8 protein-coding genes are annotated in these 7112 nt (G+C 57.1%); 5 read left to right on the top strand and 3 right to left on the bottom strand.

Annotated features, from left to right (window positions below; translation table 11 throughout):
- The 5 genes from AC2FNC_RS06210 to AC2FNC_RS06190 all read left to right on the top strand — a co-directional run.
- A partial coding sequence (locus AC2FNC_RS06210; RefSeq protein WP_496714822.1) for a magnesium chelatase domain-containing protein occupies positions 1-717 on the top strand: 717 nt, incomplete at its 5' end.
- A gap of 40 nt (positions 718-757) precedes the next feature.
- Positions 758-1351 carry a CvpA family protein gene (locus tag AC2FNC_RS06205; RefSeq protein ID WP_267364181.1) on the top strand — a complete coding sequence of 198 codons (594 nt, stop codon included), beginning with the start codon at positions 758-760 and terminating at the stop codon, positions 1349-1351.
- Positions 1352-2001: 650 nt separating this feature from the next.
- Positions 2002-3525 (top strand): amidophosphoribosyltransferase, encoded by a 1524-nt coding sequence (purF, locus tag AC2FNC_RS06200; RefSeq protein ID WP_480603412.1) that lies wholly within the window; start codon positions 2002-2004, stop codon positions 3523-3525.
- 297 nt (positions 3526-3822) lie between these two features.
- Complete coding sequence (locus AC2FNC_RS06195) at positions 3823-4071, top strand: hypothetical protein (protein ID WP_480473134.1); 249 nt, start codon at positions 3823-3825, stop codon at positions 4069-4071.
- Between the two features lie 42 nt (positions 4072-4113).
- A complete protein-coding gene (locus AC2FNC_RS06190; protein WP_480517279.1) occupies positions 4114-4758 on the top strand; it encodes an SDR family NAD(P)-dependent oxidoreductase in 645 nt (214 codons plus the stop codon).
- 60 nt (positions 4759-4818) lie between these two features.
- Here AC2FNC_RS06190 and AC2FNC_RS06185 read toward each other — a convergent pair whose 3' ends face one another.
- From AC2FNC_RS06185 to tatB, 3 genes are all read right to left on the bottom strand, one after another.
- Complete coding sequence (locus AC2FNC_RS06185; protein WP_496714821.1) at positions 4819-5661, bottom strand: ATP-binding protein; 843 nt, start codon at positions 5659-5661, stop codon at positions 4819-4821.
- Positions 5662-5778: 117 nt separating this feature from the next.
- On the bottom strand, positions 5779-6657 hold the full coding sequence (gene tatC / locus AC2FNC_RS06180; RefSeq protein ID WP_480473140.1) for a twin-arginine translocase subunit TatC: 879 nt from the start codon (positions 6655-6657) through the stop codon (positions 5779-5781).
- On the bottom strand, positions 6654-7112 hold the full coding sequence (gene tatB / locus AC2FNC_RS06175; protein ID WP_480553705.1) for a Sec-independent protein translocase protein TatB: 459 nt from the start codon (positions 7110-7112) through the stop codon (positions 6654-6656). The genes tatC and tatB overlap by 4 nt, the downstream gene beginning before the upstream one ends.

Here is a 7112-nt window from a genome sequence, read left to right as displayed (position 1 = left end):
AAGGATGGCCAGATTGCGGGCCCCCGTGTTGTCGAACACATGGTCGATACGGTTCTGTATTTCGAGGGCGAGCGCGGCCATCAGTTTCGTATTTTGCGGGCGGTCAAGAACCGCTTTGGTCCCGCCGACGAAATTGGCGTGTTCGAGATGACGGGCAAAGGGCTCGCGCAGGTCACCAACCCCTCGGCCTTGTTCCTGTCGGAACGCGGTACGCCCAGCCCAGGCTCTGCCGTCTTTGCCGGGATTGAGGGCACACGGCCCGTTCTGGTCGAATTGCAGGCCCTTGTCGCCCCGTCCCCCCATTCACAGCCGCGCCGGACAGTGGTGGGATGGGACAGCGGGCGGTTGGCGATGATCCTTGCCGTTCTTGAAGCGCGTTGCGGCATTCCTTTTGCGGGTCTCGACGTCTATCTGAACGTGGCCGGTGGGTTGAAAGTCAGTGAACCCGCCGCCGATCTGGCCGTGGCTGCTGCATTGCTGAGCGCACGCGAAGACACAGCCCTGCCCGCAGACACCGTCGTTTTCGGGGAAATCTCGCTGTCAGGGGCACTTAGACCGGCTCCGCAGACAGAAAACAGGTTGAAAGAAGCACAAAAACTTGGTTTCACAGCGGCAATAGCTCCGGCAGGTGGCAAAACCGGTACTGTGGCAGGTCTGACACTCACCCGACCCTCTGATTTGGTGGGGTTTGTTGGCGAAACCTTCGGAGCAGGTTAAAGTCGCGCCTTGAGGGGCAGAAAAAGAACAGGCGAGGGCCATGGAAGGTTTTACAATAATCGACGGGGTAGTTGCCCTGATCATCGTGCTGTCAGGCTTGCTGGCCTACTCGCGTGGTTTCATGCGCGAAGTTCTGGCCATCGCGGGTTGGGTTGCGGCGGCCGTTCTGGCGTTCATCTTCGCCCCGCAGGCTGTACCTCTGGTCAAGGAAATCCCGGTCGTCGGAGATTTCTTGCGTGACAGTTGTGAATTGTCTGTGATCACCGGGTTTGCAGCGGTCTTTGCGGTGGCGCTGATCGTGGTCAGTATCTTCACACCGCTGTTTTCATCGCTGGTTCAGCGTTCGGCCCTTGGCGGCCTGGATCAGGCTTTGGGGCTGTTCTTCGGCATCGCTCGTGGCATCCTTCTGGTTGCGATTGCATTCTTCGTTTACGACACCGTCATGACCGGCCAGTCTTACACAATTGTTGATGAAAGCCGGTCGGCCAAGGTGTTTGAACAGTTCAGCGGCCAGATTGAGGAACAAAACCCCGAGGCGGCTTTGGGCTGGGTTACGACTCAGTATGAACAGCTGGTCGCCAGTTGCACGGCAGGAAACGCTGAACCGGCAACAACTGCGCCTTCCAACGGCTGATAGGCAGTTCACCAATTCATGAAAGCCCGGCGCTGCCGGGCTTTTTTGTTGCAGATCAGACAAACCCCTCTCCACCGCACACGGTGCAGCGGATTGTTTTCAAGCCAAAGCATCCGTCACATCGACTGAAAACCGGTTTTCCAAAGATATCTCTGCTTTTGGCGACCTCGCCTGCTCCGTTACAGATCTGGCACGACGCGCGCCCCAATCCCCTGCACCGATGGCACCGCTGCCTGATCCGTTCCTGGTTCTTGTGAGGAGGTTTATGTTGCCACATTCAGGTCCCCCCGAGGTGCTGAGATTTAGCAGTTATGTATGCAATCAAATGCATGACAGCACATATGTTTGCGCATGTCACCATCTTCGTTTTTCTAAGTCGACATGCGCAAACTTGGCCTGCGGCATTTGGCTAATGTGATCCTTTGATGACAGCCACGCCAATAGGCATTATGTGGGGGCCAACCCGCCACGGAATCGGAGCCACCGATCTTGTACTTTCTGTATGAATGCGCGCTGATCGCAGTGATGGTCGCCCTAACGGCGTCTTGTTCCTGCGTAGCGAACATTTCCGCGCTGAAGATGCAGAAAGTCCGGTGCCGAACTGCGGTCAATCCTCGAATGAAATCGTCATAGAAGTTGGAGCCCCTTGAATGTGTGGGATTTTAGGAATCGCAAGCCGGACACATGATGTCTTTGCTGAGATCTATGACGGGTTGCTGATGTTGCAGCACCGGGGTCAGGATGCCTCCGGGATCGTGACCTACAACGGCGAATTCTTCCGGGAAAAGAAAGCCAATGGTTTGGTCAAGGACGTGTTCAACGCCCAGGATGCCGAAACCCTTCTGGGTCATATCGGCATGGGTCATGTTCGTTATCCCACGGCCGGATCACTCAGCGCGGCCGAAGCGCAACCTTTCTTCGTGAACGCACCCTACGGTATCTATCTTGTTCACAACGGCAACATCACCAACACAGCGGAACAGCGCGAGAAAGTGACCGGGAAATATAGTCGCCACCTGCGCACCACATCGGATTCGGAAATCCTGCTGAACGTGCTGGCCGACAAAGTGGCTGACGCCATCAAGGTGAACGGCAATTCGGATCCGATCCGAAACATCTTTGCCGGTGTGAAGATGACGATGGAGCGGGTTCAAGGTGCCTACTCGGTAATCTGTCTGGTGGCTGGTGTTGGCATGCTGGCGTTCCGCGACCCATATGGCATTCGGCCCCTGTCGGTCGCAAAGCGCAATGTCGACGGTCAGGGGGACGATTATGCCTTTGCTTCGGAAGACGTGGCCTTTGGCATCAACAGTTTTGAGAAGCTGCGCGATCTGCGCCCGGGCGAGGCCATCCTGATCGACCTGAAAGGCAACATGCACGAGTTTCAGGCGGTCGAAGGCAAGCTGACGCCCTGTATCTTCGAGTATGTGTATCTGGCACGTCCGGATTCACTGCTGGACGGAGTCTCGGTTTATAAAACCCAGATGCGCATGGGACAGACGCTGGCGAAACAAATTCAGGACTCGGGCCTGGAAATCGACCGGATCATTCCCGTACCCGACAGCGCCCGCCCCGTGGCACTGGAAGCGGCTAAAATCACCGGCATCCCCTATCGCGAGGGGTTGGTGAAGAACCGCTATGTCGGGCGTACCTTCATCATGCCGGGTCAGGCCGAGCGACAGAAATCCGTGCGCCGCAAGCTGAATGCCGTTCCGCTGGAATTCGAAGGTCACAGCGTTCTGTTGATCGACGATTCCATCGTGCGGGGCAACACCATCAAAAAGATCGTTCAGATGTGCCGCGACGCTGGGGCAAAGAAGGTTTATGTGGCCAGCGCCTCGCCGCCTGTCAAATACCCCAATGTGTATGGCATCGACATGCCGACCAAGGCCGAGCTGATCGCAAATGGCAAAGAGATCGAAGAGATCCGTGAAGAGCTGGGCGCCGATGCGCTGTTCTATCAGCATTTGGAGGACCTGATCTGGGCCGCCCAGGAAGGCAACCCGGACATCCAAGGATTTGATTGCTCCTGCTTTGACGGCAATTACATTACCGGCAGCGTCAGCGCGGATTACCTGGACAGTCTGGAAAACAGCAGCCGTGTCAGCCAGAAACGCGCGGATATGCAGGTTCAGGGCGGGTCCTGGAATGCGGCCAAACTCGCCTCAGGCTGAAAGACCCCACCAATTTATGGCACGCCTGGATTCTGTTCAAACAACGAATCAAACCGTTCGACATACAGATAGGACAGCCCTGTTAAGTATGGCTCGCATCTAAACTGTTCCGCCGATGAGTGGAAATCTGCCACAACCCGGCGGTGAATCTTGCACGATCACAAGGGCTAACAAAAGGGTCGCTACGTCGTGAAGCGTTGTGTCTGTGAGGGTCTTTTGCTTACCTGATCGTTTTGTTATCGGGCGGCAACCACTCACACAAATAAGGGGTTCGGAACTCACGCCGGGCCACGGACCATGTCAAACACCAATGTCAAAAGCGCGGCCACGCAGCAGGGCGCGTTAAACAAGAACTCCGTTTCTGTCCTGGGAGTGTTCGGGCCCAAAACCGATCTGCACGCCTTGGTACGCCTGTCATCGGGCCGCGTGAAAGAGGTTGAACCCGGAAGCCGTGTCGCCTCGGGCATGGTAGTTGCAATTGATGAACAGGGAATCATGCTGCGACAAAGCGGCCAGACCAAGCGGATCGCCATTCCCGGCAGCTAATCGCGACTTGACGCCCCTCGCGCAGGGGTTCAAACCGCAGCCATGACCGATCAGACAAAAATCGCCCTTATCACCGGGGCCTCTCGCGGGTTGGGCGCTGCGCTGGCCGAAGCGTTGGCACCTGAATACCATATCGTCGCCGTCGCCCGGACCACCGGCGGGCTGGAAGAGCTGGACGACCGTATCAAGGCGAAGGGCGGGTCAGCCACTCTGGCCCCCATGGACATCACCGATCCAAACGCCATGGCGACCCTGTGTCGTGGCATCCATGACCGTTGGGGTAAGGTCGACCTGTGGATGCACACAGCCATCCACACATCAGCACTGACGCCGGTGCATTTTGTTGACCCCAAGGAATGGGCCAAGGCGATCAACACAAATGCAAACGCGACCTCGGTTCTGATTCCCTATGTCTCACCCCTTCTGGGCGAGAATGGCCATGCGGTGTTTTTTGACGATCCGAAGGCTGGCGAGAAGTTTTATGGCATCTACGGTGCCACCAAGGCCGCGCAGATGGCTCTGGCCCGCAGCTGGGCCGTCGAGACCGAACGCACCGGTCCGCGGGTTTCGGTTGTCGAACCCGCGCCGATGCCTACGGCCGTCCGCGCGCGGTTTCATCCCGGGGAAGACCGGAGCGTTCTGAACAGCACCAAGGATGAAGCTGCACGGATTCTGGCACTTCTTTAGGAAATGGCCCTGACGGGCCATGCCTCTGGCGGGGATATTTGCAGCCAGGTGAAGCCGGGATCAGACGATATGCACGTCGTTGCGCCCGGCCAGATCGACGAAGAATTGCCAAGCGACACGGCCAGAGCGCGAACCGCGCGTGGCTTGCCACTCAATTGCCTCGGCGCGCAGGGTCTGTGCATCAACTGAAACGCCATAGGCGGCGCAATAGCGGTCGATCATCGCAAGATACTCGTCCTGATCACAGGGATGGAACCCAAGCCACAGGCCGAAGCGATCCGACAGCGAGACTTTTTCTTCGACCGCCTCGGAAGGATTGATGGCGCTGGAGCGTTCGTTTTCGATCATATCCCGCGGCATCAGATGGCGACGGTTTGAAGTGGCATAGAAGACCACATTCTCTGGCCTGCCTTCAATACCACCATCCAGAACAGCCTTGAGAGATTTATAATGCTGGTCATCGTGGCTGAACGACAGGTCATCGCAAAACAATATGAACCTGTAGGGCGCTGCGCGCAGATGGTTCAGCAACCGCGCCACCGTTCCCATATCCTCGCGCTGCAATTCGACCAGTTTAAGGTCGGCGTAATCAGCGCTCAGTGAGCCGTGCACGGCCTTTACAAGGCTCGACTTGCCCATCCCCCGCGCGCCCCAGAGCAGCGCGTTATTTGCCTTGTACCCTGCTGCAAACCGGCGCGTATTGTCCATCAACGTGTCGCGAGAGCGATTGATGCCGACTAGAAGATCCAGATCGACCCGGTTGACATGCGTAACAGGTTCCAGTCGTTCCGGTTCGACATGCCACACAAATGCTTGAGCAACAGCAAAATCAGGCGCCACCAAAGGAGCCGGTGCCATGCGTTCCAACGCCTCGGCGATACGGTTCAGGGCTTGGTCGTCCATGTGGGCCTCCGGTTTTGTCTTGAGGGGTTCAAAGCACGTTCCAATTGGCACAACAAGAGTTTCCAATGAAAAAGGCGCGCCATTGGATGGCGCGCCCTTTTGGTTTCGTCGGCAGACTTACTTGTCGTCTTCGAACTCCTGCATCAGGTCATCATCCGCTTCCGCTTCATCATCGTAGTAACCGTCAGCGCGCAACTGGTCCTCGCGTTTCTTTTCAACTCGCGCGACCAGGAAGATCGAAATCTCGTACAGACCGTACACCACCACAAACAGAATGATCTGCGTAATGACATCCGGTGGTGTGACGACTGCGGCCAGAACCAGAATGCCGACCACCGCATATTTCCGAACAGCGCCCAGCCCCTCGGCACTGACCAGTCCTGCCTTCCCCATAAGGGTCAGGAGAACCGGCAACTGGAAACATAATCCAAAGGCAACGATGAATTTGATCGTCAGGTTCAGATATTCCTGGGCTGAGCCTTGAAACACCACACTCAGCGGTGCCGCGCTGACCCCATCGGCCACGGCTTCACCCTCAGCCCCGAATTGCTGGAACCCGAGGAAAAAGTCATAGGCCAGAGGCGTGACAACGTAGAAGGCAAAGCTTGCGCCCAGAAGGAACATAAAGGGCGAAGCAAGCATGAATGGCAGGAACGCGTTTTTCTCGGACTTGTAGAGGCCCGGTGCCACAAAGCGCCACATCTGCATCCCGATATAGGGAAATGCCAGAATGAACCCACCCAAGAGGGAAACCTTGATTGCAACAAAAAACCCTTCCTGTGGCGAGATGAAGATCAGGCCACAATCCTGCCCGCGCTCGGCCAGAACGTCACACAGGGGATTGGTCAGGAAATTGAAGATCGGCGTCGCCACCGAAAAACAGATGATCATACCGATCAGAAACGCCACAACGCTGTGGATCAGCCGTGTGCGCAGTTCGGCCAGATGTTCGATCAACGGGGCCGAAGAATCGTCAATCTCGTCGGTTTTGCTCATGTCTTGCTTTCAGTATTCAGCGCGGCTTCGGCCTCTTCTGCCTTGGCCAGCGCATCGGCTGCATCCTTGGCTTTGCGCTCGGCGGTGGCACGGGCGGCTGACGCCTGAACCTTTTTGGCCTGCTCGGCCCGCTCGGCCGCCAGTTTACCCGTTTCGCTTTCAGGGTCGAACTTTGTGGGATCGATGCTTTTCGCCATCTCCTGCGCGGCTTGCTTGACACCGTCCATGGCCGATCCCACAGGGTTCACGGCAGCGTTGAGACCTTTCTTGATCTCGTTCACCCCAGCCTGATCGGCGGCCTCGTTCATGGCGCTGCTGAACTCGCGCGCCATTCCGCGCGCCTTGCCGACAAAACGTCCGACATTGCGGAACAGCACCGGCAGGTCCTTTGGCCCCACAACGATCAGGGCAACGATGCCGATGACCAGAAGCTCGGTCCAGCCCAGATCAAACAT

The sequence above is a fragment of the Ruegeria sp. BHSA123 genome (assembly GCF_059613425.1).
This window is presented reverse-complemented; position numbering and strand designations above follow the sequence as displayed.